This window comes from Amycolatopsis sp. NPDC031561, from assembly GCF_055580625.1.
The window spans coordinates 1-25,600 of sequence record NZ_JBVILA010000013.1; the positions used below are offsets into that span (position 1 = coordinate 1).

Here is a 25,600-nt window from a genome sequence, read left to right on the forward strand (position 1 = left end):
GCCTTGAGCCCCCTTTGTAGGGTTTGGGGTTCCTGGAGGGGGACTTTGGGAACCTCGGTGACAAACACCTGGACCGGTTCCTTGGGGGTGTTTTTTGGGTTCCCACCCAAAAACCCCACTCACGACCAACTCGACCGACGCGCCACCGTCACCCCATCCGCGACCTAGTCGAACTTCAGCTCTTCGGTCCGCCGCGGCATCAGCAGCAGCGCGCCGACGCTGAGCACGGCGACCACCAGCATCGCCAGGAAGACGTGGTGCGTGGCGTCCGCGAGGGCGCCGCGCACGAACGCCGTCGTCGGGGTGTCGGGGCCGTGGCCCTCCAGGACGACGCTGGTCGCGTCGACGCCCGACGGCAGGCCGACGACCCCGGCGGGCGGGTTCGCGAAGCGGTTCGCGAGGGTGGCGTTCGCGATCGCGCCGAACATCGCCACGCCGACCGCGCTGCCCAGCGAGCGGCTGAACATGTTGGTCGCGGTGACGACGCCGCGGCGTTCCCAGCCGATGGTGGACTGCACGGCGATCAGCGTCGGGCTCGACGCCAGGCCCAGCCCGATCCCGAGGACGAACGCGGCCGCGGCCGCCAGCCAGATCGACGAACCCGCCGCCAGGAACACCGTGAGCGCCGCGCCCGCGATGACGATCCCGCTGCCGATCAGCGCGGTGTCCCGGAACCCGATCCGCATGTAGACCCGGCCCGCCAGCGACGCCGAGATCGGCCAGCCGACGGTCAGCGCCGCCAGCGCGAATCCGGCGACGAGCGCGCCGGTGCCGAGCACACCCTGCGAGAAGGTCGGCAGGTACGAGGTGAGGCCCATCAGCAGCATGCCGACGACGACGGCGACCAGGTTCCCGCCGATCAGCGTCCGTTTGGTGAAGATCCACAGCGGCAGGACCGGTTCTTCGGCCTTGCGTTCCACGAACACGAACGACACCAGCAGCACCACAGAGGCGGCGAAGATCGCCAGGCTCGGCGCGGACGCCCAGCCCCAGGCGACCCCGCCCTCCAGCAGGCCGAGGATCAGCAGCGAGCAGCCGAGGGTGAGCAGCGTGGCGCCGAGGTAGTCGATGCGGTGCGAGCGGCGTTCGACGCGCTCGCGGAAGTTCCGGTGCAGCATCCACGCCGCCAGCGCGCCGAGTGGCAGGTTGATGAAGAAGATCCAGCGCCAGTCGAGGTACTCGGCGAACACGCCGCCCAGTGTCGGGCCGATCACCGACGAGATGGCCCATACGCTGGCGAGATAGCCCTGCACCCTGGCGCGTTCCTCCACGGTGTACATGTCGCCGACCATGGTCAGCGCGATCGGCTGGATGGCACCGGCGCCGATGCCCTGCACCGCGCGGGCGGCGATCAGCACCGGCATGCTCCAGGCCGCGCCGCAGAGCACCGAGCCCAGCAGGAACGCCGCGATCCCGAAGAACATCACCGGCCGCCTGCCGAGCACGTCGGCGAACTTGCCGTACAGCGGCACGGTGACCGCCTGGGTCAGCAGGTAGATCGAGAACAGCCACGGGAACTGCGAGAACCCGCCCAAGTCCGCGACCACCGACGGAACCGCCGTCGCGATGATGGTCGAGTCCAGGGCGATCAGGCCGGAACACAGCATCACGGCGATCAGGACGGGGCCGCGTGCGGAGCGGAAACCGACCCCTTCCTTCGCGGTGACCGGGGCCGGGGTGGTCATCTGTGGCGGTCTCCTCGGGCTCATGAAGGGCGTCAACTGCTTCGCATGGGTAAGCATTCCACGGAGACACCCGGTCATGGGACCGATTTTCTCCGTGAGGTATCCCGCAAAATGGGTCGGATGAGCACCTGGATCCGCCCGATCGACCATGGCTGGGTTGTCCGCGACACCGTCCCGGGGCCCGACGTCGACGAGTTCGCCGACCCGAACCGGGTCGTCGCCGCCCTCGCGGAGGCGCGAGGCGACACCCTGCTGGCGGTCCAGCATCCGGCCAGGACCCCGGCCGCGCTGGCGGGCGGCTTCTCGATCGAGGCGGCGCTTCCGCAGGCCAGAGCGACGTTCGAGCGGATCCGGGAGCGGCACTACCGGCCGGTCGACGCCGTCGTCGCGCCGTACCGCATCGACGGGCCGGACGGGGTCGCGCTGGGCGTGCTGTGCCTGGTCGACCCCGCGGCGGTCCGGGACGACGGGGTGACACGGGTCCGGCACACCGAGGACGTCTATCCGGACGTCGTCGCGGAGCGTGCCGCGATGCTCGCCGGACTCGGGGTCGCCACGAGCGCCGCCATGCTGGTCCCCGCGACCGGTGGCCGCGAGCTGACCGCGCTGATCGAACGGGCCTGCCGGGGGCAGGTGCCCACACTGTCCACAGTGGATGGCGCGGGCCGCAAACACCAGCTGTGGCTCATCGGTCCCGGCGACGGCCAGTCCGAGCTGCTGGCGGCCCTGGACGAGATGGATCTCCTGGTCGCGGACGGCAACCACCGCGTCGCGGCCGCCGCGGAGTCGGGGCGCGGCGCGCTGCTGGCGCTGGTCACCGGGGGACCGGGACTGCGGATCGGGCCCATCCACCGGGTGCTCACCGGCACCGGCCTCGACGCGGGCACGCTGGTTCGGCGATGGGCCGAGGCGGGGTTCGACGTGCATCCCGGCAGTCCGGAGCCGCCCGCCGAAGCCGGTGAGGTGACCGTGCTGGCGGGAGCGTCGGCGTTCCGGGTCGTGCTCGGCAAGGCGGGCCTCGACCACGCCTTGGTCGAGCAGGAGCTGCTCCGCGGGGCGCTCGGCGTCGATCCGGAAGGGCCGAACGTGCGGCCACTGCTGCCGGGCGCCCCGGTGCCCGAAGACGCGGACGCGGTGTTGCTGCTGGCCCCGGTCCCGTACGCGGAGGTGCTCGCCGTGCACGCGGCCGGATCGCGGATGCCGAGGAAGGCCACCTATTTCACGCCGAAACCGCGCAGCGGATTGTTGCTGGCGGAGCTCTGACGTCGCGCTTTTGTCGGTGGCCCGGCCTAGGATCACCTCGTGGAACTGCCCGTGATGCCGCCCGTGAAGCCGATGTTGGCCAAGGCCGTGCACGAACTGCCGCGCACTCCGGGGCTGCTGTACGAGCCGAAGTGGGACGGCTTCCGCTGCGTGGTCTTCCGCGACGGTGACGAGGTCGTCCTGGGCTCGCGCAACGACAGGCCACTGACGAGGTACTTCCCCGAGCTGGTCGGCCTGCTCAAGGAGGCGCTGCCCGAGCGCTGCGTCGTCGACGGCGAGATCGTGCTGGTCACCGAGGGCGGGCTCGATTTCGAGGCGCTCCAGCTGCGCCTGCACCCGGCGGCGTCCCGGGTGAACAAACTGGCCGCCGAGACGCCGGCGAGTTTCGTGGTGTTCGACCTGCTCGCCCTCGAAGACCGGGATCTGACGCCGGAGCCGTTCGCGGAGCGGCGGAAGCTGCTCGAAAGCGTCGTCGACACGAAGTTCGCCCGGGTGCACCTCACCCCGCTGTCCGAGGATCCCGACGTCGCCCAGGACTGGTTCACCCGCTTCGAAGGCGCGGGTTTCGACGGGGTGATGGCCAAACCCGCCGACGCACCGTACGAACAGGACAAGCGGGTGATGTGGAAGGTCAAGCATCAGCGCACCGCGGACTGCGTCGTCGCCGGGTTCCGGTGGCACAAGGACGGGGTCGGCGTCGGTTCGCTGCTGCTCGGGCTCTACAACGACGAAGGCGTCCTGCAGCACGTTGGGGTGGCCAGCAGTTTCACCGCCGCGAGGCGTCGTGAGCTGGTGGACGAACTCGCGCCGTTGCGGGAAGGCGCGCTGGAGAGCCACCCCTGGCGCGACTGGGCCGAGGCCCACGAGGAGGCCGGCGGGCGGATGCCCGGCGCCGGCAGCCGGTGGGCGCCGGGGAAGGACTTGAGCTGGGAGCCGGTCCGGATCGAATGGGTCGCCGAGGTCCGCTACGAGCACGTCGAGGCCACGCGGTTCCGCCACGGCGGCAGGCTCGTGCGCTTCCGTCCCGACCGCGAGCCGGCGTCCTGCACGTACGCGCAACTCGAAGAGGTCCCGCCCGCCGAGCTGGCCACGTTGTTCACCGAGCTGGGGGAAACATGAAGTCGGAACCGGTCACGCTGGACCTCGACGGCGTCGAGTTCACGGTCTCCAATCCCGGCAAGGTCTACTTCCCGGAGAACGGCGAGACCAAATCGGACCTCGTCGAGTACTACCGCGCGGTTTCGGTGCCGCTGCTGGCGCAGCTCGGCGGACGGCCCTTGCTGCTGGAGCGCTATCCCGACGGCGCGGGCGGGAAGTCGTGGTTCCAGAAGCGGGTCCCGAAGAACGCGCCGGACTGGCTGACCACGACGGTGGTGTCCACTCCGAACGGCACCACGTCGGACGCGCTCGTGGCGAAAGACCTCGCGCACGTCATCTGGGCGGTGAACCAGGGCTGCCTCGGGTTCCACGTCTGGCCCAACCGGGCCGACGCGCCGGACATCAGCGACCAGCTGCGCGTCGACCTCGACCCGTCGCCCGGGATCGGTTTCCCGGAGCTACGGCACGGCGCGGTCCTGACGAAGGCGTTGCTCGAAGAGCTCGGCATCACCGCGCAGCTGAAGACGTCCGGCTCGCGCGGACTGCACTTGTACGTGCCGCTGGAGCCGAAGTGGGACGCGTACCAGGTCCGCGCGGCCGCCGTCGCGCTCGCTCGCGAACTGGAACGCCGCCATCCGGAGGAGATGACCGCGCAGTGGTGGAAGGAAGAACGCGGCTCCCGGGTGTTCGTCGACTTCAACCAGAACGCGCCGCACAAGACGGTGTTCGGCGCGTGGTGCGTGCGGCCGCGGGTCGGCGGGCAGGTTTCGACACCGATCGGCTGGGACGAACTGGAGACCGTCGAGCCGGACAAGCTCACGCTGTCCACCGTGCCCGCTCGGTTCGCCGAACGCGGGGACCCTTGGGCGGAAACAAAACCGCAGTCGATCGCGCCGCTGCTGGAAATGTCCGAAAAGGACATGGAGAACGGGCTCATGGACGCGCCTTGGCCGCCGGTCTACCCGAAGATGCCGAACGAGCCGCCTCGGGTCGCGCCCAGCAGGGCCAAGAAAGAGAGCAATTAGTCCTCTAGTTGCGGTAGTTGCGCGGCGCAAGTACCGCAACTAGAGGACGAAACGCGGTCAGAGTGGCAGGTCGAAGGCGAGTTGGGTGTTCGCGGCGGGTTCGGCCTTGCGGGTGGAGCGGTGGCCCGGCAGTGTCGCGGCGCATCGCGGGCACGGCGCGACGTCGGTGGTGGTGAGGTCCACCGGCGTCCACATCCGGGATTCCTTGTCCCCGCAGGCGGAACGCCGGTAGCGAAGGTCTTCGGAGCGGGTCATCAGGTGCGCGGCGGGAGAATCCTCCGGCAGCGCGCCGACCAGGTACCAGCGTCCGGCGGTGTTCGTCATGGAACTGTCCTCCCGATACAGGTGGTCCAGCTCGAGATTCCTTCCGGAAAACAGTGTCAAGCAGACGCGCCGCGATTCCCGGTATTTCGCGGCTTTCCGGCGTGTCAGTCTTGTCAATCCTGAATGAACCGCAGGACGCGCAGCATGCCCCGCTCGTCCACGACGCCAGGATCGTCCGAGACGCATTCCTCGAGACGCGCGGTGACGGCCTCGGTGTCGATTCCGGAGCCGATCAGCACCAGTTCGCTCCGCCGCGGACCGCCGGACGGCCACGCCGATCGCTCCATCTGGATGAACGAGCCCACCGTGTGCAGCCCGAACCGGGACCGCGGGCCGTTCGGGCCGAAGTCGAGGAAACCCTTGATCCGGTAGAGGCCGCCGGGGCGCCGTTCGAGGAAGTCCATCAGCCGTCGCGGGTCCAGCGGGCGCTCGGCGGTGAAGGCGACGCTGTCGTACGCGGTGTGGAAGTGGTGCTCGTGGTCGTGCTCCTCCTCGCGAAGGTCGTCGAACGACATCTGCCCGGCCCGGTCGCGCGGCCGGGCGTCGAAGAACAGCGTGGGATCGATCCGGCCGTGGGCGGTCGCGATCACCGGGGTGCCGGGCGCGATCTCGTCGATCGTGCCGCGCAGCTTGACCAGGGCGTCCTCGTCGGCGCGGTCAGTCTTGTTGAGCACGACGAGGTCGGCGAACCCGAGGTGCTCGTCCAGTTCCGGGTGCCGCTTCCTGGTCGCCTCGAACTCGGCCGCGTCGACGAGTTCGACCAGCCCGCCGTAGGCGATGGCGGGGTTCTCGCTGGCGATCATCAGGCGGATGAGGTCACGCGGTTCGGCGAGGCCGCTGGCTTCGATCACGATGACGTCGATGCCCGCCTCGGCCTCGGACAGCTTGGCGAGCATGGCGTCGAGACCGCTCGCGTCGACGGCGCAGCACAGGCAGCCGTTTCCGAACGACATCATGGTGTCGACCTGGCCGGAGACGGCCATCGCGTCGACCGCGATACTGCCGAAGTCGTTGACCACGACACCGATCCGCGCGCCCTGGCGGTTCGCCAGCAGGTGGTTGAGCAGGGTGGTCTTCCCGGAGCCGAGGAAGCCCGCGACCAGGATGACCGGAATCCGCCTGTCCACCACGAGCCTTCCTTTCCGCCGGAGATCACCGCACTCTAGCGACGGCGGGCACGGGTCAATACACCGGGACTGGGAAAGAGGAGAAGGTTCCGTGAAAGAATACGCTCGAAAGAGTGAAGAATATCTTCTGATAGAACGATCATAAGGTGATCTTGTGGCGTGTGATCATTTCTCGCCGATCCCATTTCGTGAATATCCCGCGAAGTCGCACTCAATTCCAAATGTTGTCGTCATCAAGCTTTCTACCTGCGTAAATGTCGTCCCGGGTGGAGTCTCTGCCATTTGGTGGATCGGACTCGTCTTTGTGTGGGGTATCGTCTTTCGTCTGGTCCGGACCCGGCCGTCTCGCCGCTCAGACGTGATCCTCCGGGCATTTCCGAGTGCAGGAGGAAATGGTGATCGTTCCCGCCACCGGTGCCGGCGTCGAATTCGGAGAGTGGGAGGTCGAAGTATCGACGGCCTCCATGCGGGTGACGGATATCCCCCGCTTGCCTCCGGAGGTGAGGCCGCGGGGACGGAGCGTGGACCTGGCCGAGGCGGAGGAGTTCCTCCGGCTCTTCCACGCCGAGACGGAGGCCGGGGAGACGCGGCTGCGCGAACGGCTGGACAGGGTCCGCGCCGAGCTCGACGAGACCGGCACGTACCGGCACACCACCGACGAACTGGAGTTCGGCGCCCGGGTGGCATGGCGGAATTCCGCTCGCTGTATCGGCAGGCTGTACTGGCAAGGGCTGAAGGTGCGGGACCGCCGTGACGTCGTGGGCGCAGCCGCCATCGCCGACGAATGCGTCACCCATTTGCGCGAGGCGACCCGGGGCGGCCGGGTCCGGTCGACCATCACCGTGTTCGCGCCGGACGGCCCCGCCGGCCCCGGTCCGAAGATCCACAACGACCAGCTCATCCGTTACGCGGGCTATCGGCTCAGCGACGGCTCGGTGCTGGGCGATCCGCGCCACGCCGACTTCACCGAGACCGTCCGGGAGCACGGGTGGCGTCCGCCCGAGCGCAAAGGCTCGTTCGACGTCCTCCCGCTGCTCATCGAGTCCGAGCCGGGGGAGCGGCGCCTGTTCCGGCTGCCGTCGGACGCCGTGCTGGAGGTCCCGCTGTCGCATCCCGACCACCGCTGGTTCGCCGGGCTCGGGCTGCGCTGGCACGCGGTACCGGCGATCAGCAACATGCGGCTGGTCATCGGCGGGATCACCTACCCCGCGGCGCCGTTCAACGGCTGGTACCTCGCCACCGAGGTCGGCGCGCGCAACCTGGCCGACACCGACCGCTACGACCTGCTGCCGGTGATCGCGGATCTGATGGGCCTGTCGACGGCGTCGGAGCGCACCCTGTGGCGTGACCGCACGCTGGTCGAACTGACGCTGGCCGTCCAGCACTCCTTCGACGCGGCGGGCGTGACCGTCGCCGACCATCACTCCGAATCGCGGCGGTTCCTCACGCATATCGCCAAGGAAGAGCGTGCGGGCCGCCGTTGTCAGGCGGAGTGGAGCTGGATCGTCCCGCCGCTGTCCGGCGGGCAGACCGCGGTGTTCCACCGCTACTACGACGAACCCGACCCGGCCGCGAGGCCGGCCTTCCTGCCTCCCGGGTAACGCCCCGTCGGGTGAAGAGGTGAGCCGAATGCGGCGTGTCGATGAGCCGGGCGGTGTCACGGGTTGCGGCCGCGCGGACAATGGAGGCATGACCGCAGTGCTCGTCGCCCATGCCGGCCGGTCCGGCGGGACAAGGGAGATCGCCGAGGTGATCGTCGCCGAGCTGCGCGAAAGCGGTCTGACGGCCGATCTGCTGGACGCCGCCGAGGTCGAGGACGTCGAACCGTACGGCGCGGTGATCCTGGGGAGCGCGCTGCACCACCGGCGATGGCGGCCGGAGGCGGTGCGCCTGCTCACCGAGCACGAGGAAGCGCTCCGGAACCGCCCGGTCTGGCTGTTCCACAGCGGGCCCTGCGGCCCGCTCGCCGCGGGCAAACGGGTCAGCCTGCCCGCGGGGGTCGCCCTGCTGGCCGCGCGGATCGACGCCGAGCGCACGGCCACCTTCGGCGGCAAGCTCACGCCGGCCACCGCAAGCGGCCTGTTCTGGAAGATCATGGCGATGGGCCCGTGGGCCGGAGACTTCCGCGACTGGCCGTCGATCCGGGCCTGGGCACGCGATGTCGGCCGGCGCGTGCGTATTCGCGTCACCCTTTGACAGCACAGTTTGATAAGTGTCCTGTTGTAGGGTGTTTCCATGGACAAAAAGTTCACCGCGAAGCTGCTCAAGAGCCCGGAAAAGGGCGGCTGGACGTACGTGATCATGCCCGGCTCCGCCGAGTACTTCGGCACCAAAGGGCTGGTGAAGGTGCGCGGCACCATCGACGGACATCCGTTCCGGAGTTCGTTCATGGCACTCGGCGACGGCACCCACAAACTCCCGGTGAAGGCCGACGTGCGCAAGGCGATCGGCAAGGGAGAGGGTGACACGGTCGACGTCGTCCTGCTCGAACGGCTAGAGGGCTGAGTGGCCGCGGACTGGAAGCCTTCCCCGGTCATCAAGATCTACGAGGCGCTCGGCGCGGTGGCCGACGGGCGGGTCGAGATCGACGGTGACACGGCGCGTGTCGCGTCGTCGGACAAGGCGAAGACGTACGACGTCCGCCACGATCCGGCCGCGGGCTCGATCACGGCCAACGACAACGGGTCCTACTGGCAGGGATACCTCGGATATCCGGGTATCGCGTACTTGATGGTACGCGGCGTGCTGACCTACGACAGCGGCCTCGCCGTCGAGTTGGCAGGCGTGCCGTGGAAGGAACTCGCCACCCAGTACCGGAACGACTGGGCGAAGGTCGAGAAGCACGTCCGCGACGATCTGTCCGGCCGGGGCGTGGACCTGGACCGGTTCGACGCCGGGCTCGTGGACATTTCGGAACAGTTGGAGAAGTTGGCGCTCAGCAAGCTTTCCCCACGGTTGCGCCCGCCGAAGTCGTGAGTGGTAAGGACGGTTAGAACCGTCCTTACCACTCACGAGACCCATGTTCAGCCGCAGTGTTCCGAAGGGCTGTCGTACTTCGTCCCGCCCGCGGAACCGCCCCACTTCACGCATTTGTCCGCCGCGGCCGCCCGGACCGGACCGGCGAACCACGAGAACGACCCGGAGTCGGTGAGCCGGGCCGACCCCTGGACCTCGAGGTAGGCCGACGTCGCGGTCGCGGTGCCCGCGGACGCGCTCTTCATCGTGCTGACGCAGTTCTGTCCGTTGGAAGCGTTGTAGGACAGGTAAACCGTGCCCGCCGTCCCGAGCGGCGCCGAGTCGATCACGCCGTATCCGCTGCCGCACGCCGGGGCGCCGAGCGTCGCCTCGGTGACGGTCGAGAAGCGGATGGTCTCGTTGGCGTTCCCCGCCGGGCCCGCTTCGTACAGCACGCCGACCGAACCCGACGACAGCTGGACCATGTCGGAGTACGCGGCGTCGCCGCTCCACACCAGTGTTCCGGCGGAGTTGCCCTGCCAGTTCGCGCCTTCGTCGAACGACGAGCGCACGACGAGTTCCTTGCGGCGGTCGCAGACCGACGGTGCGGCGAACAGGATCCGGTTGTACTTGCCCGCCTTGTCGGTCGCGGTCATCCGCGCGGTCGAGGCCTGCACGACCGGGGTGATCAAGTCCTCCTCGAAGGTGAACTTCGTCGAGAAGCTCGCCCCGCCATCGGAACTGAGGGCGTACGCGCGGTTCTTCGCTCCACCGCTCAAGCACTTGTCACCGTTGTTGGCCTGGTTGCGCGCCGCGGCGTAGACCCGGCCGTCGAGCAGTTCGGTGACGCTGATCTCCTGCGGGTTCAAGGTCGCCGCCGGGCTGTCGGTGGCGCCGCGCTTCCAGGTGACGCCCTGGTCATCGCTGTAGATGAGCGCACCGCTGTTCTTGCCGCCGGTGGTGTAGCTCATCCCGGCGACGATCCGGCCGGCGTGCGCGCCGCGCGTCAGCACGATGCCGTGTGACGGGCCGGTCGCGAGCCACTCCGGCGCGGTGGCGAACCCGAGTTGCGTGGTGAGCACCTTGGGCGCGGCCCAGGTCTTGCCGTGGTCGTCGCTGATCGAGACGCGCGGAATCCGGTTGCAGTCGGGGTTCTTGGCGCATTCCATCACCGAGAGCAGCACGATCCGCCCGGTGGAGGGGATCACGATCGGCGTCGGGTTTCCTTTGGTGTCACCGAAACCTTCGATGACGACCTTCGAGGCGCTCCAGCTCTTCCCGTTGTCGGCCGAGCGTTTCACGACGAGATCGATGTCGCCGCGGTCGTTGCAGAAGCTGGCGCCGCCCTTGCGCCCTTCGGCGAACGCGAGCAGTTCGCCGTTGTTCGCCTTGACGACGGCGGGGATTCTGAAACAGTCGTAACCTTCTGTTTTCTCTTTGTACACCACTGTGTTTCCCACGGCGGCGGTCGCGGCCGGCGCGGCGGGGGAGGCGCCGACCGCCGCGATGGCGACGAGGGCCACGAAAAGGCCCTGTGCGACGCGAGAGATCTTCACGGGAATGCTCCGTCCTGGATCGTGTTCCGGGTGACGGGACATCAGAGTCCTTCCCGGTCGTACAAGGCGCGTACAACCCGGTTTCGCGTTCTGTGTCAGGTGACGCAGAACGAGAGGCCGTTCCCTGTCAAAGTTCCTTCAGCCGGCCACGGCGCGACATCGGAAGGGGAGGGCCGCATGAAGGTGATCGATCTCGAGGGGCGTCAGTGGGAGATCATTCGCCGTTTCGCGCCGTGGCGCCGGTGGGTTCAGCCGTTCGCGTTCCTCAAAGGTGGCTACCGGCACTACAAGATCACCGCGGACTGGACGCTGTATCTGAAGGACCTGCCCAACGACGACCCCGAGGACAGGCCCGTGAACAAGGCGGCCGTCGGACTGCTCGGCGTGCTGGTCTTCCTGGAAGCGCTCGTCGAGATCCCGTTCTATCTGCTCTTCGGGCTGTTGCTGGTGCCGGTTCGGCTGCTGGAGATGCTGGGTCAAGGCATCGCGGGATCCGTCGCACAGGCCGTCCGGTGGTTCCGGAAGGCGCCGGAGCGGGTCGACGTCGCCGGTTGGAACAAAGACCGGACCGGCCTTGTCTCGCTGGCGATCCTCAAGGTCCACCGCGATCTCGCCGACCCGTTGACCACCGAACTGCGCGCCCTGTTCCGCGACCGGATCATGTTCGATCCGGGTGACCCCGCGGTGCGTGAAGTACTCGACCGTTTCGACGTGCGAGTGGAGAAGCACCGCACCCTGCTCCGCCGCCGGACTGCGGGAATCGCCGCATGACGGCGTGCGATCTGTGTCAGGATCCGGTCACCGGTGAGGGGGAATGCGATGCGGGTGACCGATACCGACGGCGGCGAGTGGCTGATCGTGCACCGGTTCGCGCCCTGGCTGCGCCGGATCCGCCCGCTCGCCATCGTCACCGAGAGCGAGAGCTACCGGGAAGTGTCGTTCACCCGGCTCCGCGGCAGGCCCGCCGCAGGGAAACGCCCTGGCTTCGAGAACTGGCTGATGCTGGGATTCGCCGTCGCGCAGGCGGCCGGGCTGGCGCTGATCCTGTCCCCGGTCATCCTCGCGGAGCTGGTGGTCTGGGCGGCGGCGGGCGCCTTCCTCTGGCTGGCGAGGCTCACCGGCCTCATCCGGGCCCGGATCGACCTCATCGCGCCGCCACCGGCCGTGCGCAGCCTCGCGCCGGTGCGGGTGCTGCTGGTGCCGGGGAGCGCCGCGGCCAGGCTCAGCCGCGAGCTCGGCGACCTGATCGGGACCACGCCGGACTTCGACCCGGAGAACGAGCCGCGCGTGCGGAAACTGTTCTCCGCCACCGGAGCGCGGGTGGAGCGGCATTTCGGCCTGCCGTGGCGGCTCAGCGATCGTCGGGTGCGAGCTGCCTGAGGTCCTTCAGGCTCCGGATGACCAGCCGCTGGCGCCCGGTGCTGAGCAGTCCGTCGGTGCGCAGGGTCCGCAGCGTCCGCGCGACGGCCTCCCGCGACGCGGACGCGAGTCCCGCGAGATCCTGCTGGCTGATCCGCAGCGCGATCAGGGTGCCGTCGGGGACGGGGACGCCGTACCGCTCGGCGAGATCGACCAGGATCGCGGCGATGCGTTCGGCGGCGGTGCTGTCGCCGAATTCGGTACGGCGAGAGTTGGCGTAGCGCAGGCGGGAGGTGATGATCCGGAGCAGGACGACGGAGATGCCGGCGTGTTCGCGGAGCACGGAGTTGAACGCCCGCGAGGACAGCCACAGCCCGGTGACCGGTTCGACGGCGATCGCCGTCGCCGAGCGCAGGCTGCCGTCCATCGACGCCATCTCGCCGATGATGTCGCCCGGATCGCGGACGGCGAGCACGGCGTCGTAGCCGCCGGTGGACACCGACGTGATCTTGACCCGCCCGGTCATCAGGATCAGCACCCAGTCCGACCGGTCGCCCTCGCGGATGATCACCGTCCCGGCGGGGTACCGACGCAGCTCGGCCTCGGCGCGCAACGCCTTGCGCTGGCCGTCGTCGAGCAGTTCCCAGAGCCTGCCGGGTGAATCGTGCGGCTCCGCCGCCGGCTGTGTCATGCCTGTTCTTCGCCTCCGTGCGCGATGGTACGAGCACGGGCCACCTGCCGCTCGGGCAGGGCTAACCCTCGATCTCTTGGTATGCCTGGGAAAGGCGTTGGATCCCGTCCCGTACCTGCGCGCCGGTCGCGGTGCTGACGTAGCTCAGGCGCAGATAGGGCCCCGGCGCCTCGGCCGCGAAGTAGAGCCTGCCGGGCGTGACCGCTACTCCGGCGCGGAAAGCGGCGCTGGTCAAAGCGACTTCGTCGGCGAAACCGGGCAGAGGCTGCCACAGGTGATATCCACCGGTCGGGACCGGGACGGCGCGCCAGGAGGGCAGGAACTCCCGAAGTGCCGAGACTGCGATGTCACGGCGTTCGCGCAGCGCGACGGCGAGGGTCCGCAGATGGCGTGTCCACGCGGGGGAACTCACCAGCTCGAGGGCGGTTTCCTGTAGCGGCCGCGGGACGAAGAAGCTCTCGACGGCGTGGAGTCCGCGCAGCCGTTCCAGTGCCGGGCCGCGGGCGGCCAGCGCGCTGATCCGCAGGCTCGGTGACGCCGGTTTCGTGAGCGACCGGATGTGCACCACGACACCGTCGGGATCGTCGGCCACCAGCGGCGGCGGGGGAGCGGGGCTGCCGGGGTGCGCCATCAGGCGCGCGAAGTCGTCCTCGATGACGAAAGCGCCCGCGTCACGGGCGATCCGCAGGACCTCGGCCCGGCGTTCGGCGCACAGCACCGCGCCGGTCGGGTTCTGGAAGGCGGGCTGGCAGACGAACAGGCGGGCGCCGGTGTCGCGGAAGGCGTCGGCGAGCAGTTCGGGCCGGACGCCGTCGCGGTCGATCGGCACCGGTACCGGCCGCAGGCCCGAAGCCCTCGCGATGGCCAGCATCCCCGGGTACGTCGGCGATTCCACCAGTATCGGCGCGCCGGGGGCGCCGAGCGCGCGCAACGCCGTGGTCAGTGCGCTCTGCCCACCCGCGGTGACCAGCACGTTCTCGACGTTCACCGGGCTGCCGATGTCGCGGGCGAACCAGGCCCGCAGTTCGGGCAGGCCGCAGATCGGCGGCCGGGTCCACGCGCCAGGACGGCGTCCGGCGCGGGCCGACGCCGTCGCGAGTTCGCGTTCCGGATGGAGACTCGGATGCGTGTAGCCGCCGTTGAGATCGATGACGCCCGACGGCGGGTCGCTCAGCGCGGCGAGCACTCCGGTCGCGTCGATCGCGCGGATCCCGGTCTGTGAGCTCAGCGCCACCTCCTGCCACGAGACGTCGCCGGTCACCGCGACCTCGCGTGGCGGCGGGGCGCGGAAGACGCCGGCGCCGGGACGGCTGGTCACCAGGCCTTCCGCGGCCAGCGCGGCGATGGCGCGCGACACCGTCACCGGGCTCACCTTCAGCTGCCGGACGAGTTCGCGGCTGGACGGGAGCTTTCCTTCGATCGGATAGCGCTCAAGCTCGGACCGCAGCTGGGTGACCAGGCTGGTGACACTGCTACCATCGGACATGAGACTGGATGATAGCGCTATCGCGGACCGGACAGTAGCGGTCCGCTCCGGGACCGTGCTGGCGGCGCTGGGTGTCTTCGCCTTCTCCTTCACGTTCCCCGCCACCGTCTGGGCGCTCAAGGGCTTCGGCCCGTGGACCGCCACCGGCGCGCGCTGCGTGCTGGCCGCGCTGGTCGCCGCCGCCATCCTCCGCGCGTTCCGGGTCCCGTTGCCGAAGCGCGAGCAGTGGCGAGGCCTGGCCGTGGTCGCGATCGGCTGCGTCCTCGGGTTCCCCACCCTGACCACGCTCGCCCTGCAGACCTCGTCGACGGCGCATTCCGCGGTGGTGATCGGGATGCTGCCGCTGGCCACCGCCGTCGTCTCGTCGAGGCTGACCGGGCACCGGCCGTCCCGCCGGTTCTGGCTCGCCGCCGCGGTGGGCGCGCTCGCGGTGGTCGTGTTCACCGTGAGCCAGAGCGGCGGCGGACTGTCCACAGCGGACCTGTTCCTGTTCGCCGCGCTTCTGCTGTGCGCGTTCGGATACGCCGAAGGCGGCAGGCTGGCCAGGGAGATGCCGGGCTGGCAGGTGATCGCCTGGGCGCTCGTCCTCGCGCTGCCGGTCACCGCCGCGCTCACCGTCTTCGGCGCGGCGACCGAACCGCTGCACCTCGGCGGCGAGGCGATCGTCGGCTTGCTGTACGTCGCGCTCATCTCGCAGTTCGGCGGGTTCTTCGTCTGGTACCGCGGAATGGCCGAGATCGGTGTCACGCGGGCGAGCCAGTTGCAGCTGGCCCAGCCGCTGCTGACGCTGATCTGGGCGGTCCTGCTGCTCGGTGAGCACCTTCCCGCGGCCGCGCCGGTGACGGCGTTGATCGTGGTCGCCTGCATCGTGGTGACCCAGCGGTCCCGGAGTTAGCTCCACGGCCACGTCGCGATTCCGCCAGACCGCGGTGTCCGCGCGGTGATGGGCTGGGGCACATGATCGCCCCGACCCTCGACACCACCGCCCGGACCCCGCTGAAGGGATGGCTCGCCGTCCTCGCGGTGACGCTGGGGATCTTCTCCCTCGTCACCACGGAGATCCTGCCGATCGGCCTCCTGACCCCGATCGGCGAGGACTTCCGGATCACGCCGGGGACGGCGGGCCTGACCATGACCCTGCCCGGATTCCTCGCCGCGCTCGCCGCACCGGCCGTCACCGTCGCCGCGGGCCGGATCGACCGGCGCGCCCTGCTGTGCGCGCTGATGGTGGTGCTGGCCCTCGCCGACGTCCTCGCGGCCACCGCGCCGGCCTACTGGGCGGTGCTCGTCTCGCGAGTACTGGTCGGACTGGTGATCGGTGCGTTCTGGGCGATCGGTTCCGGGCTCGCCGCGCGGCTCGTCGGTCCCGCACGCGCGGGTACGGCGACCGCGGTGATCTTCTCCGCCGTGCCGCTCGGCTCCGTTCTGGGAGTTCCGGCGGGGACGTTCGTCGGCGAACTCTTCGGCTGGCGGGCGGCCTTCGCCGTGATGGCCGTCTTCACGTTCGGCGTCCTCGCCGCACTGGCCCTCACACTGCCTCCGTTGCCGCCCGTGGGCACGACCCGGCTCGACGTCCTGCGCGAACTGACCCGCGGCCGGGCGACCCGGCTCGGGCTGCTCGTCACGGTGCTGGTCGTGCTCGCCCACTTCGGGACCTACACCTACGTCACGCCGCTCCTGCGCCAGGTGACGCAGGTGAGCCCGGAGCTGATCACCGTCTTCCTGCTCGTCTACGGCACCGCCGGGATCGCGGGCAACTTCGTCGCGGGCGCGGCGATCGCCCACGATCTGCGGCTCACCTTTCTCGCCGCCGCGGGCTTGATCGGTCTCGCGACACTCGCGTTGCCGTTCCTCGGCGACTCGAAAGGGTCCGCGCTCGCCCTGCTGGTCGTCTGGGGCTTCGCCTACGGCGCGGTCCCGGTCTGCTCGGGAACGTGGTTCGCGAGGGCGGCACCGCGGGCGCCCGAAGCGGCGTCGGTGCTGTTCACCTCGTCGTTCCAGGCGACCCTCTCGGCGGGCGCGCTCCTCGGCGGGATCGTCGTCGACTCGGTCTCCGTCCCGGCCGTGATGGTCGCCGGCGGGGTGGTCGCGCTGCTCGCCGTGGCCGTCCTCAGCCGAGCACGGTCAGCGTGACCAGCGCGGTGGTCCCGACCAGCAGGGTGGAGAGCAGGCCGAGCACCAGGGCGCGGCCCCCGGTGCGGACGAGCGTGCCGATCCGCACCGCGCAGCCGAGCCCGAACAGCGCCCCGGCCAGCAGCAGCGTGCAGGCGACCTTGGCGACGTCGAGCGCGAAACCCGGCACGATCCCGGTGCTGCGCACGGCGGCCATCGCCAGGAAACCGAGGACGAACAGCGGGACCAGCGGCGGCCGCTTCCCGTCGGCGGGACGGTGGCGTTCGGCCACGCCGACCGCCGCGACCATCGGGGCCAGCAGGACCACCCGGCTGAGCTTGATCACGATGGCGACCGCGATGGCGGCACCGCCCGCGGGGGTGGCCGCGGCGACGACCTGCGCGACCTCGTGCACGCTGAGCCCGGCCCATTCGCCGATCCGGACCGCGTCGAGGCGCAGCCAGCCGCCGAGCAGCGGGACGGCCGCGATGGCGAGCCCGCCGTAGAAGGTGACCAGCGCGACCGCGGTCGCGACGTCGGAGTCCTCCCGTTTGACGACGCCTTCCATCGCGGCGATGGCGGACGCCCCGCAGATCGAGAACCCGGTCGCGACCAGCATCGCCAGGCCCCGCGGCACCCCGAGGAGCCTGCCGAGGCCGATCGTGCCGAGGAACGTGATGCCGACCGTGAGCACGACGGCGAGCAGGGTGCCGGGGCCCAGCGCGAGGACCGACGGGAGCGAAAGCTGCAGGCCCAGCAGCACGACACCGGCGCGAAGCAGCTTCTTGGTGACTCCGGAGATCGCTTTCCGGGTCTCGTCCGACAACGACGGCAGCGAGCCGGTGAGGATGCCGAGCACGACGGCGATGGTGAGCGCGCTGACGACCGGGACCGCGGTGCCGACCAGGTACGCGGCGGCCACTCCGGCGCCGGTGATGGTCAGCGCGGTCAAGTAGGGCCTCGTCGGTCTCACGTGCGTCTTGCTCATGGTTCGAGCCTCGCCCGGCCGGGGTGGCCTCGGTAGCCGGGACTACCAGGGGTAGGTCATAGACTTGGGCTATGACCACACCCGATCTGGACTCCCTGCGCCTGCTGGTCCTCGTGGACGAACTCGGCAGCATCGGGCAGGCCGCGACCAGGCTCGGGATCGCGCAGCCGTCGGCGAGCAAACGACTGTCCACAGTCGAGCGACGGCTCGGACTGGTGCTGGTCGACCGGACGCGGCGGGGTTCCGCGCTGACTCCCGACGGCCAGGTCATCGCGGGCTGGGCTCGTCGTGTGCTGTCCGAACTCGACGGCCTCCTCGACGGCGCCGAAGCCCTGCGCACCCAGCACGAGGCGCAACTGCGGGTCGCCGCGAGCATGACGCTGGCCGAGTATCTGGTGCCGGGCTGGATCGGCGAGCTCAAACGCGGGAACCCCGGACTGTACCTCGGTCTGGAGGTCACCAATTCCGATCAGGCCGCCGAACTGGCGCGGGAGGGCAAGGTCGACCTCGGGTTCGTCGAGTCGCCCGGCTCGTTGCCCGGCCTTGCGTCGAAGCGGGTGGCCACCGATCACCTGGTCCTCGTCGTACCCGGAAGCCATCCGTGGGCCCGCAAGCGCCGGCCCGTGACCGCGGCCGAGCTGGCGATCACGCCACTCGTGGTCCGCGAACCGGGTTCCGGGACCAGGGAGACCGTGGACACCGCGCTGCGCAAGGCCGGTGTCGGTCCGGCGAAACCGTTGCTGGAACTGGGTTCCGCCTCCGCGGTCTGCAACGCGGTGATCGCGGGCGCCGGTCCGGCGGTGATCAGTGAACTCGCCATCGTCCGGGACGTCGCCGACAGCAGGCTCGTCCCGGTCGCCGTCGAGGGTGTCGACTTCGGCCGGGAACTGCGGGCGGTGTGGCCCGCCGGGCGGCGGCTGGCCGGTCCGGCCGCCGCGCTGCTGGCCATCGCGGTGCGGAATGCGAAATCCCGCTGAGTCCTTTCACGTTTATCCGTGAACGGTCCGTTAATCGCGCGTGATACCGAAAGCGCCGCCGGGGTGATACCGACGATAGGGCGAATCGTCGGCAATTCCCCGGAATGGCGGTGGACCACCATTTCCGGTGGTACCGGCTAAAGCGGAATGGTGAACTCCGGGTAACAGGCCGGATGGCGTATCGGGTGTTGGGACACCTGGTCGTTGACGGTTCTTCCCTGCTACTGCGGGAAAACCGCGCGTCATGGATGTCCGCCCTGTATCCGGAACGCTAATTTTTCGCGACGATCCTCGCGTTTCGCAGGTCGGCGTACCGCCATCCGGTTCCTGTGACCGGAAACCCTACTGTCGAGTATTGACGTGAAGGCCCGCCTGCGTTTAAGTACGCCCGGTAACCAAATCACTCTTCCGTGTGCTCGGAGGCTTCCCGTGGGTAAGTCGATTCGTGGCTCCGACGCTGCCTCGACGTCGACCGGTGCGGCGGATCTGCTCATCGCGGTGCATCCCTTCGGTGTGCCCTCCGCGCGGTTCGCCGCTGCGGCGACGCGTGCTGGTGCGCTCGGCGTCCTGGACCTGACCAGCGGAAACCGGGCCGCGCGCGAAGAACTGGACTTGGCGGAGACCTGGCTCGAAACCGGTTTCGGTGTCCGCGTCGCGGGACCGGCGGAGCTTCCTGAGGCGGCGCACACGGTTCTGCTCGCCGCGGGCATCCCACTGTCTACTGTGGACTTCGGTGACCGGCGGGTACTCGCCGAAGTCACCAGCCGGGACGAAGCCGTACGAGCCGTCGCCGCCGGAGCGGACGGTCTCGTCGCCCGAGGTCACGAGGCGGGCGGGCGGATCGGCGAACTCGGCACCTTCGTCTTCCTGCAGCAGTTGCTGGCCGACCCGGCGATCGGCGTCCCGATCTGGGCGTACGGCGGGATAGGCGTGCATACGGCGGCCGCCGCGGTCGCCGGTGGCGCCGCCGGTGTCGTGCTCGACACCGGGTTCGCGCTGCTCCCCGAAGCGGAACTCCCGTCGGACGTCACGATGGCCCTGGAAAGTCTCGATGGTTCCGAGACCATTGTGGACGGCGGAAGACGTGCTCTCCGCCGACGTCCGGACCTGGAAGTGGGGCAGGACGCGTTCCTGCCCCAGCGTTTCCGCGACACCTGGGGAACGCTCCCGGCCGCGATCCGGGCCGTCCACGCGTCGATCACCGGTGGCCTCACCGCTTCCGGCGGTGTCCTGCCACTCGCGCAGGGGCCGATGACGCGGGTCAGCGATCAGCCCGAATTCGCCGGAGCCGTCGCCGCCGGGGGAGCGCTGCCGTTCCTGGCGCTGGCGTTGTCCGGGCCCGCGCAGACTCGCGAGATGCTCGAAAAGACCAAGGCGACGCTGGGTGACGCGCCCTGGGGCGTCGGCGTCCTCGGGTTCGCCGCCGACGAGGTCCGTGCCGCGCAACTGGAGGTGATCCGCGAGGTCCGGCCGAGTCACGCGATCATCGCCGGAGGCCGCCCGGCGCAGGCGAAGGTGCTGGAAGACGCCGGTATCTCGACGTTCCTGCACGTCCCGTCACCGGGACTGCTGCGCCAGTTCCTCGAAGCGGGGGCGCGCAAATTCGTCTTCGAAGGTGCCGAATGCGGCGGGCACGTCGGCCCGAGGGCCAGTTTTCCGTTGTGGGAAGCCCAGATCGGCGTGCTTCTCGAGTACGCGGGCGAGATCGAGGTGTACTTCGCGGGTGGAGTGCACGACGAGCGGTCGGCCGCGATGGTCGCCGCGGCCGCGGCGCCGCTGACCCGGCTCGGCGCGACCGTCGGCCTCCTGATGGGCACGGCGTACCTGTTCACCGAAGAGGCCGTCCGCGCGGGCGCCGTCCTGCCGTTGTTCCAGCGCCAGGTCGTCGAAGCCACGCGTACCGAGCTGCTGGAGACCGCTCCGGGCCACGCGACGCGGTGTGTACGTTCGGCCTTCACGACCGAGTACGCGGAGCTCAAACGCGAGTTGAAGGACCGGGCAGTGCCGGACCGTGCGGCGTGGGAGCGGCTTGAGAAGCTCAACGTCGGACGGCTTCGCCTGGCCAGCAAGGGAATCGAGCGGATCGGAGACGCGCTGAGCCCGGTCGCCGAAGACCGGCAGCTCGCCGAGGGCATGTTCATGGCGGGCGACGTCGCGGTCCTCCGCTCCGAGGTCACCACGATCGCCCGGTTGCACGAGGCCGTCGGTCCCGGGGCGCTGGCGTTCCTCGAAGCCCGCGCGGCCGAACTGCTCGGCGAGCGGGACGACGAGCCCGCCCCGGAACCGCTCGACATCGCCATCGTGGGGATGGCCTGCGTGTTCCCGCAGGCAGGCGATCTCCCGTCGTTCTGGGCGAACATCCTGTCCGGAGTGGACGCGGTCACCGAGGTCCCGGCCCAGCGCTGGGATCCGTCGCTCTACTACGCGCCCGGTGGCGACGGCGAGAAGACGCCGTCGCGTTGGGGCGGCTTCCTGCCGGAGATCCCGTTCGACCCGCTCGACCACGGCATCCCGCCCGCGTCGCTCGCGAGTATCGAACCCGTCCAGCTGCTGGCACTGGAAGTGTCGAGGCGGGCGCTCGCCGACGCCGGTTACGCCGAACGTGCCTTCGACCGGTCCCGCACGTCGGTGATCTTCGGCGCGGAGGCCGGGAGTGACCTGTCCAACGCGATGACCCTGCGGACCGTACTCCCGTCCTACCTCGGCGAACTCCCGGCCGAACTCGACCGCCAGCTGCCGCGCCTCACCGAGGACTCGTTCCCCGGCGTACTCGCCAACGTCATCGCGGGCCGGATCGCGAACCGGCTCGACCTCGGCGGCGCGAACTACACGGTCGACGCGGCGTGCGCGTCGTCGCTGACCGCCGTCGACGCCGCCTGCAAGGAACTCGTCGCCGGTACCAGCGACCTCGTCCTGTGCGGTGGCGCCGACCTGCACAACGGCATCAACGACTACCTGCTGTTCTCCTCGGTGCACGCGCTCTCCCCGTCCGGCCGCTCGGCCACCTTCGACGGCGGCGCCGACGGGATCGCGCTGGGCGAGGGCGTCGGATGCGTCGTCCTGAAGCGGCTCGCGGACGCCGAACGCGACGGCGATCGGGTCTACGCCGTCATCAAGGGTGTCGGCAGCGCCAGCGACGGCCGGGCGCTCGGGCTCACCGCGCCCCGGCCCGAGGGCCAGCACAACGCGCTGACCAGGGCGTATCGCAACGCCGGGATCTCGCCGTCGCGCGTCGGGCTCGTCGAAGCGCACGGCACCGGCACCGTCGTCGGCGACCGCACCGAACTCGGCACCCTCACCCAGGTCTTCACCGAGGCGGGCGCCGAACCCGGCCGGTGCGCGCTCGGTTCGGTGAAATCCCAGATCGGCCACACGAAATGCGCCGCCGGGCTGGCCGGGCTGATCAAGGCGAGCCTCGCGCTGCACACCGGTGTCAAACCGCCGACGCTGCAACTGGAGCGGCCGAATCCCGCGTGGGATCCGGTGAGCAGCCCGTTCGCGTTCCACACCGAAGCGCGGCCGTGGGCCGAGGACGAGCGCATCGCAGGGGTGAGCGCCTTCGGCTTCGGCGGCACCAACTTCCACGTGGTCCTCACCGCCCACGAAGGCGCCGTCCCGCCCGCGAAGACCCTCGACGAATGGCCCGCGGAACTCTTCCTGTTCGCGGGCAAGGACGAGGCGACCGCGATCAAGGCCGCACAGGATCTGCTCGCCGCCACCGGCGAGGGCTGGCACCTGCGTGATCTGGCGCTGGCCGCCTCTCGCCGGGCGGAAGGACGGGGTGGCCGTACGAGGTTCGCCGTCCTCGCGTCCACTGTGGACGAACTGGCTGCCTTGCTCCGCCGGGCCATCGCGGGGGATCGGGACGAGAACGCGGGGATCTTCGCCGCCGACGGCGAACCGGCGGGCGAGATCGCGTTCCTCTTCCCCGGCCAGGGCAGCCAGCGACCCGGGATGTTCGCGGACCTGTTCGTCGCGTTCCCCGAACTGCGGCGCTACCTCGCACGCGCGGGGAGCACGGTCGACGCCCTGTTCCCGCCCGCCGCGTTCGACGAGGCCGAACGCGAGGCCCAGCTCGCCCGGCTGACCGACACCCGGGCCGCGCAACCCGCGCTCGGGATCGTGGGCCTCGCCGCGCACCATCTGCTGGGGAGGGCCGGGGTACGGCCCTCGATGGTCGCGGGCCACAGTTACGGCGAACTGGTCGCGCTGACCGCCGCGGGCGCGCTGAGTTCGGTGTCCCTGCTCGCGTGCAGCCGGGCGCGGGCGGAGGCGATCCTCGGTGCGACCGGCGGCGGCGATCCGGGAACGATGGCGGCCGTCGCCGCGAGCGCCGACGACGTCACCGCCGCGCTCGTCGCCGAGGGCCTCGAGGAAACCGTCGTCCTCGCCAACCGGAATTCGCCGAAGCAGACGGTGATCTCCGGCCCGACCACCGCCGTCGGCGTTGCCGTGGAACGGTTGCGGGATCGCGGGGCCGGGGTCAAGACGCTCCCGGTCGCCTGCGCGTTCCACAGCCCACTGGTCGCCCCGGCGGAGACGGAGTTCGCCCGCGTGCTCGACACCGTCCCGGTCACCGGACCGGAGATCCCGGTATGGGCCAACCGGACGGCAGGCACCTACCCGTCGTCGCCGGACGGGATTCGCGCCGAACTGGCCGCGCAGATCGGCGCGCCGGTGCGGTTCGCGGACCAGATCGAGGCCATGTACGAGGCGGGCGCCCGGACGTTCGTCGAAGCGGGTCCCGGATCCGTCCTCACCCGGCTCGCCGCCGCCGTTCTCGACGGCCGTCCACATCGGACGGTCACCTTCGAGAGCGGCCGCCGCACCGGGATCCCCGGTTTCCTCGCCGCCCTGGCCAGGCTGGCGGTCGCGGGCGTGGACGTCCGCACCGGCAGGCTGTTCACCGGGCGCGCGTGCACGGACGCGCTGTCCGCGCGGCCGCCGAAGAAGGCGGGCTGGACCGTCGACGGACAGCTCGTCCGCACCGCCGACGGCCGGATCCCCGCCGCGGCACTGCATCCAGCCCAGCGAATCCCCACGGAGGCGATCTTGACATCCCGGCCCGGCACCGACGGCGGTGAGGCGCTCATCTCGGAGTTCCTCCGCACCAGTCGTGAGATGATCGCCGCGCAACGGGACGTCCTGCTCGGCTATTTCGGCACGGACCCCGGCGTCCGCCCGGCCGCACCCGCCGCCCTCCCTGCCCTCCCCGCTCTCGCCACGTCGCCCGAGCCGGTACCCGAGCCCGTTCGCGCCGGGATCGCTCCCGAACGTTCGGTGTTCGACGTCGTCGTCGAGGTGATCGGGGAGCGGACCGGCTATCCGGTCGACATGATCGAGCCCGATCTGGACCTGGAAGCCGACCTGAGCGTCGACTCGATCAAACGCGCCGAGATCGCCGGCGAGCTGGCGACCCGGCTGGGCCTCACCGGCGGTGATCCCGAGGAACTGGCCAAGGCCAGGACCGCGGCCGCCCTCGCGGACCTGATCACCGGCGGCGGCACCGAAGCCGCCCCGCCCGCCGTCGAGACCGATGCCGTCGTGGTGGCGCCGAAGCGCTATCTGATGCGGGAGTTCGACCTCGCCGACGCCGTCCCCGCCGACGAGGAACTCGCCGGGCTCCGCTTCGCCGTCGTCGGCGAAGGCCAGGTCGCGGAGATGCTCGTCGCCCGGCTCACCGGATACGGTGCGGAAACCGAACTGGTCCACGGAGTGCCGGAGCACGGCGCGGACGGGGTGTTCCACCTGTCACCGTCCTTCCCGGACGATTTCCCGCTGTACCAGGCCGTTCTGGCGCGCGGGCCGCGCTGGCTCATCGCGAACGGTCCCGTCGACGGCGCCCGGGGCTTCTTCCGCACGGTGGCCAGGGAGTACCCGGACACAGTCGCCCGCGTGGTCGAGCAGCACCCGGAATCCACTGTGGATGAACAGGTCGAGACCCTGCTCGCGGAGCTGTCCACCGGGGATTGGGAACCGGTCGTCTTCCGCCGTGACGGCGCGCGCCGCGGGTTGAGGATGACCGAAGAAGGTCTCGGCCTGCTCGGCAGCACGGGGGCCGGTCCGGCGGGCGACGGGACCGCCGAAGCCGAAGCGCTCGGCCTGGACCGGGATTCGGTCGTGCTCCTCGTCGGCGGGGCGAAGGGCATCACCGCCAGGCTGGCCACCACGCTCGCTTCGGCGTCGCGATGCCGGATCGAGCTGTTCGGCCGCACGGCCGTGCCCATCGAGGGCGAGGAACCGGACATCGCCACGGCGAAGACGACGGCTGAACTGCGCGCGGCCCTGATCGGGAGCGGGCTGGCCAAACCGGCCGAGATCGAGCGGACCATCCGGATCATCGAGGCCGAACGGGAGGTCCGCGGCACGCTGCGGCGGATCGGCGCCCTCGGCAGCCCGGTGCGCTACCACTCGGTGGACATGCTCGACGCGGAGGCCGTGCATCGCGCGGTCAAGGAGATCCACGCCGAGCACGGCCGGATCGACGGCATCGTCTACGCGGCGGGCGTCATCGAGGACAAGCTGATCGCGGACAAGGATCCGGCGTCGTTCAACCGCGTCTTCGGCACCAAGGTCGAAGGGGCGAGCACCCTGCTCGCGGCGGCGGGCGAGCTGCCGGAGGCCCCGAAGTTCGCCGTCCTGTTCGGCAGCGTCGCCGCGACGCTGGGCAACCGGGGGCAGTCCGACTACGCGGCCGCGAACGACGCGCTGGAGGCGCTCGGACACCGGTGGGCCACCGTGTACGGACGCCGCGGGCTCACCGTCCACTGGGGACCGTGGGCGCCGACCGGGGTCAACAACGGGATGGTCACCCCGGAACTGATGCGGGACTACGCCCGGCGCGGGATCGAACTGATCGACCCCGAAGAAGGCACGCTGAGCCTGCTGCGCGAACTGGCGTGGGGCGACGAGGACCTCACGGCCGTCACCTACACCGCGTCGGGGTGGTGACCG

The 25,600-nt window shown here is 70.2% G+C and carries 20 protein-coding genes; 13 read left to right on the forward strand and 7 right to left on the reverse strand.

Features of this window, described 5'->3' with window-relative positions; genetic code table 11:
* Positions 1-164: 164 nt before the first annotated feature.
* Entirely contained in the window at positions 165-1,685 is a 1,521-nt protein-coding gene (locus tag ACZ5IK_RS24365; protein ID WP_465489771.1) for an MDR family MFS transporter, read from the reverse strand.
* Between the two features lie 111 nt (positions 1,686-1,796).
* Between ACZ5IK_RS24365 and ACZ5IK_RS24370 the strand changes: the two genes are divergently transcribed.
* The 3 genes from ACZ5IK_RS24370 to ligD are packed head-to-tail and all read left to right on the forward strand — an operon-like array spanning position 1,797 to position 5,071.
* Complete coding sequence (locus ACZ5IK_RS24370; RefSeq protein ID WP_465489772.1) at positions 1,797-2,948, forward strand: DUF1015 family protein; 1,152 nt, start codon at positions 1,797-1,799, stop codon at positions 2,946-2,948.
* A 39-nt stretch (positions 2,949-2,987) separates the two neighbouring features.
* Positions 2,988-4,067 carry an ATP-dependent DNA ligase gene (locus tag ACZ5IK_RS24375; protein WP_465489773.1) on the forward strand — a complete coding sequence of 360 codons (1,080 nt, stop codon included), beginning with the start codon at positions 2,988-2,990 and terminating at the stop codon, positions 4,065-4,067.
* Positions 4,064-5,071 carry a non-homologous end-joining DNA ligase gene (gene ligD / locus ACZ5IK_RS24380; RefSeq protein WP_465489774.1) on the forward strand — a complete coding sequence of 336 codons (1,008 nt, stop codon included), beginning with the start codon at positions 4,064-4,066 and terminating at the stop codon, positions 5,069-5,071. The genes ACZ5IK_RS24375 and ligD overlap by 4 nt, the downstream gene beginning before the upstream one ends.
* Positions 5,072-5,128: 57 nt before the next feature.
* On the opposite strand, the gene ACZ5IK_RS24385 is transcribed toward ligD, so the two are convergent.
* Both ACZ5IK_RS24385 and ACZ5IK_RS24390 read right to left on the reverse strand, forming a co-directional pair.
* Positions 5,129-5,395: a hypothetical protein gene (locus tag ACZ5IK_RS24385; protein ID WP_101613101.1), complete on the reverse strand. Its 267-nt coding sequence runs from the start codon at positions 5,393-5,395 to the stop codon at positions 5,129-5,131.
* Between the two features lie 113 nt (positions 5,396-5,508).
* Positions 5,509-6,525 carry a CobW family GTP-binding protein gene (locus tag ACZ5IK_RS24390; protein ID WP_465489775.1) on the reverse strand — a complete coding sequence of 339 codons (1,017 nt, stop codon included), beginning with the start codon at positions 6,523-6,525 and terminating at the stop codon, positions 5,509-5,511.
* A 389-nt stretch (positions 6,526-6,914) separates the two neighbouring features.
* Here ACZ5IK_RS24390 and ACZ5IK_RS24395 point away from each other — a divergent pair, with 389 nt between their 5' ends.
* From ACZ5IK_RS24395 to ACZ5IK_RS24410, 4 genes are all read left to right on the forward strand, one after another.
* Positions 6,915-8,123 (forward strand): nitric oxide synthase oxygenase, encoded by a 1,209-nt coding sequence (locus tag ACZ5IK_RS24395; RefSeq protein ID WP_465489776.1) that lies wholly within the window; start codon positions 6,915-6,917, stop codon positions 8,121-8,123.
* Between the two features lie 88 nt (positions 8,124-8,211).
* Positions 8,212-8,718 carry a flavodoxin domain-containing protein gene (locus ACZ5IK_RS24400; RefSeq protein WP_168214289.1) on the forward strand — a complete coding sequence of 169 codons (507 nt, stop codon included), beginning with the start codon at positions 8,212-8,214 and terminating at the stop codon, positions 8,716-8,718.
* A gap of 39 nt (positions 8,719-8,757) precedes the next feature.
* The gene (locus tag ACZ5IK_RS24405) at positions 8,758-9,027 is read left to right on the forward strand and encodes a DUF1905 domain-containing protein (protein ID WP_101606931.1); all 270 of its coding nucleotides are present in this window, start codon (positions 8,758-8,760) and stop codon (positions 9,025-9,027) included.
* Positions 9,028-9,498, forward strand: coding sequence for a hypothetical protein (locus tag ACZ5IK_RS24410; protein ID WP_465489777.1), 471 nt, complete (start codon positions 9,028-9,030; stop codon positions 9,496-9,498).
* Between the two features lie 47 nt (positions 9,499-9,545).
* Here the strand turns inward: ACZ5IK_RS24410 and ACZ5IK_RS24415 are convergent, their stop codons facing one another.
* Positions 9,546-11,033 carry a sialidase family protein gene (locus ACZ5IK_RS24415; protein WP_465489778.1) on the reverse strand — a complete coding sequence of 496 codons (1,488 nt, stop codon included), beginning with the start codon at positions 11,031-11,033 and terminating at the stop codon, positions 9,546-9,548.
* 177 nt (positions 11,034-11,210) lie between these two features.
* On the opposite strand from ACZ5IK_RS24415, the gene ACZ5IK_RS24420 reads away from it, so the two are divergent.
* Entirely contained in the window at positions 11,211-11,804 is a 594-nt protein-coding gene (locus ACZ5IK_RS24420; protein ID WP_465489779.1) for a hypothetical protein, read from the forward strand.
* A gap of 48 nt (positions 11,805-11,852) precedes the next feature.
* On the forward strand, positions 11,853-12,413 hold the full coding sequence (locus tag ACZ5IK_RS24425; RefSeq protein WP_465489780.1) for a hypothetical protein: 561 nt from the start codon (positions 11,853-11,855) through the stop codon (positions 12,411-12,413).
* Here ACZ5IK_RS24425 and ACZ5IK_RS24430 read toward each other — a convergent pair.
* Positions 12,385-13,083: a Crp/Fnr family transcriptional regulator gene (locus ACZ5IK_RS24430; RefSeq protein WP_465489781.1), complete on the reverse strand. Its 699-nt coding sequence runs from the start codon at positions 13,081-13,083 to the stop codon at positions 12,385-12,387. The genes ACZ5IK_RS24425 and ACZ5IK_RS24430 overlap by 29 nt on opposite strands.
* A gap of 61 nt (positions 13,084-13,144) precedes the next feature.
* Positions 13,145-14,569 (reverse strand): aminotransferase-like domain-containing protein, encoded by a 1,425-nt coding sequence (locus ACZ5IK_RS24435; RefSeq protein WP_465489782.1) that lies wholly within the window; start codon positions 14,567-14,569, stop codon positions 13,145-13,147.
* Here ACZ5IK_RS24435 and ACZ5IK_RS24440 point away from each other — a divergent pair.
* Both ACZ5IK_RS24440 and ACZ5IK_RS24445 read left to right on the forward strand, forming a co-directional pair.
* Positions 14,568-15,464, forward strand: coding sequence for a DMT family transporter (locus ACZ5IK_RS24440; RefSeq protein ID WP_465489783.1), 897 nt, complete (start codon positions 14,568-14,570; stop codon positions 15,462-15,464). The genes ACZ5IK_RS24435 and ACZ5IK_RS24440 overlap by 2 nt on opposite strands.
* Positions 15,465-15,526: 62 nt before the next feature.
* Complete coding sequence (locus ACZ5IK_RS24445) at positions 15,527-16,702, forward strand: MFS transporter (RefSeq protein ID WP_465489784.1); 1,176 nt, start codon at positions 15,527-15,529, stop codon at positions 16,700-16,702.
* On the opposite strand, the gene ACZ5IK_RS24450 is transcribed toward ACZ5IK_RS24445, so the two are convergent.
* Positions 16,680-17,669 (reverse strand): YeiH family protein, encoded by a 990-nt coding sequence (locus tag ACZ5IK_RS24450; RefSeq protein ID WP_465489785.1) that lies wholly within the window; start codon positions 17,667-17,669, stop codon positions 16,680-16,682. The genes ACZ5IK_RS24445 and ACZ5IK_RS24450 overlap by 23 nt on opposite strands.
* Positions 17,670-17,740: 71 nt before the next feature.
* Between ACZ5IK_RS24450 and ACZ5IK_RS24455 the strand changes: the two genes are divergently transcribed.
* On the forward strand, positions 17,741-18,646 hold the full coding sequence (locus tag ACZ5IK_RS24455; RefSeq protein ID WP_465489786.1) for a LysR family transcriptional regulator: 906 nt from the start codon (positions 17,741-17,743) through the stop codon (positions 18,644-18,646).
* A 429-nt stretch (positions 18,647-19,075) separates the two neighbouring features.
* Positions 19,076-25,597, forward strand: coding sequence for an SDR family oxidoreductase (locus ACZ5IK_RS24460; protein ID WP_465489787.1), 6,522 nt, complete (start codon positions 19,076-19,078; stop codon positions 25,595-25,597).
* Positions 25,598-25,600 lie beyond the last annotated feature (3 nt).

Bases quoted from the DNA above. Each gene is read 5' to 3' on its own strand.
- ACZ5IK_RS24365 (WP_465489771.1), bottom strand. From the start codon at position 1,685: ATGACCACCCCGGCCCCGGTCACCGCGAAGGAAGGGGTCGGTTTCCGC.
- ACZ5IK_RS24370 (WP_465489772.1), top strand. From the start codon at position 1,797: ATGGGTCGGATGAGCACCTGGATCCGCCCGATCGACCATGGCTGGGTT.
- ligD (WP_465489774.1), top strand. From the start codon at position 4,064: ATGAAGTCGGAACCGGTCACGCTGGACCTCGACGGCGTCGAGTTCACG.
- ACZ5IK_RS24385 (WP_101613101.1), bottom strand. From the start codon at position 5,395: ATGACGAACACCGCCGGACGCTGGTACCTGGTCGGCGCGCTGCCGGAG.
- ACZ5IK_RS24395 (WP_465489776.1), top strand. From the start codon at position 6,915: ATGGTGATCGTTCCCGCCACCGGTGCCGGCGTCGAATTCGGAGAGTGG.
- ACZ5IK_RS24400 (WP_168214289.1), top strand. From the start codon at position 8,212: ATGACCGCAGTGCTCGTCGCCCATGCCGGCCGGTCCGGCGGGACAAGG.
- ACZ5IK_RS24405 (WP_101606931.1), top strand. From the start codon at position 8,758: ATGGACAAAAAGTTCACCGCGAAGCTGCTCAAGAGCCCGGAAAAGGGC.
- ACZ5IK_RS24420 (WP_465489779.1), top strand. From the start codon at position 11,211: ATGAAGGTGATCGATCTCGAGGGGCGTCAGTGGGAGATCATTCGCCGT.
- ACZ5IK_RS24425 (WP_465489780.1), top strand. From the start codon at position 11,853: ATGCGGGTGACCGATACCGACGGCGGCGAGTGGCTGATCGTGCACCGG.
- ACZ5IK_RS24430 (WP_465489781.1), bottom strand. From the start codon at position 13,083: ATGACACAGCCGGCGGCGGAGCCGCACGATTCACCCGGCAGGCTCTGG.
- ACZ5IK_RS24440 (WP_465489783.1), top strand. From the start codon at position 14,568: ATGAGACTGGATGATAGCGCTATCGCGGACCGGACAGTAGCGGTCCGC.
- ACZ5IK_RS24435 (WP_465489782.1), bottom strand. From the start codon at position 14,569: ATGTCCGATGGTAGCAGTGTCACCAGCCTGGTCACCCAGCTGCGGTCC.
- ACZ5IK_RS24445 (WP_465489784.1), top strand. From the start codon at position 15,527: ATGATCGCCCCGACCCTCGACACCACCGCCCGGACCCCGCTGAAGGGA.
- ACZ5IK_RS24450 (WP_465489785.1), bottom strand. From the start codon at position 17,669: ATGAGCAAGACGCACGTGAGACCGACGAGGCCCTACTTGACCGCGCTG.
- ACZ5IK_RS24455 (WP_465489786.1), top strand. From the start codon at position 17,741: ATGACCACACCCGATCTGGACTCCCTGCGCCTGCTGGTCCTCGTGGAC.